The sequence below is a fragment of the Citrobacter sp. S-77 genome, from assembly GCF_963864895.1.
Classification (GTDB): domain Bacteria; phylum Pseudomonadota; class Gammaproteobacteria; order Enterobacterales; family Enterobacteriaceae; genus Citrobacter; species Citrobacter murliniae.
Map to the genome: position 1 here is coordinate 1 of NZ_CAWLWU010000011.1, position 780 is coordinate 780.

The following is a 780-nucleotide window of genomic DNA, read 5'->3' on the forward strand; positions in this document are numbered from 1 at the left end:
CCTGATGCAGCTGGATGGCGTTGGCGGCATAGCCGTTATTGCGTACCAGATCGTCTGCGCGGGCATTGCCACGGGTAAAGTTGGGCAACAGGGCTGCATCCACACTTTCACTCGGTGGGTTCCACGACCGCAACTGCCCTCCAAATCCGCTGCCACCGCCGTGATAACCGGCATATTCGCGCAGCGATGTCATGCCGTCCGGCCCCAGAAGGGTGGGAATGGTGGGCGTTTTCATACATAAAATCCTGCAGGTCCCCTGCGTCGCTGTGTCATGCCGGTCTGCACTTCCAGCTCTGCAATATATTTTTTCAGGTCAGACACGGAAGTGGCCGTAAACTCCACCCTTCGTCCGTCTTTCTGTACTGTTGCCACCCGTTTACCTGTCATCAGGTCATGCAGTGCCGCACGGGCAGCGGCAAGTTCTTCCTATCGCGTCATTCATCCTCTCCGGATAAGGCACGGGCGTAGTCTGCCAGTGTTTTCTTGTTGGTTGCTGCACCATCCTCTTCCTGCAGGCTCGCCAGCAGCGCACTGAGATCCAGCTGCCAGCGGGAAATACTGATGCGCAGCGCCGCCAGCGCATAAACGAAGCAGTCGAGTGCCTCATTGCGTCGCTTTTTGCTGTCCCACAGTATTTTTTTCCTGCCATCCACCCATTTTTCGACCTGCTCTTCAGCAGTCAGCTGCTGCGCTTCGGTCAGATCAAAAATATCCGGGTTATTCGGGAAGTGAACGGCACCGGGAAGCGGTTCATCCCCTTCCGGCGTCAGTGTGAAGCGG

General features: G+C 56.8%; 2 protein-coding genes and 1 pseudogene. All 3 read right to left on the reverse strand.

Annotation, left to right across the window (positions count from 1 at the left end):
* The coding region (locus AACS05_RS24770; RefSeq protein WP_045438263.1) for a phage portal protein at nucleotides 1–235 on the reverse strand (235 nt) is incomplete at its 3' end.
* Nucleotides 232–426, reverse strand: a pseudogene (locus AACS05_RS24775) (phage head-tail joining protein); the annotation flags it as partial. The pseudogene AACS05_RS24775 and the gene AACS05_RS24770, both read right to left, overlap by 4 nt.
* Nucleotides 427–434: 8 nt before the next feature.
* Nucleotides 435–780, reverse strand: a 346-nt coding sequence (locus AACS05_RS24780; RefSeq protein ID WP_045438272.1) for a terminase gpA endonuclease subunit, incomplete at its 5' end; no start/stop codon positions are given.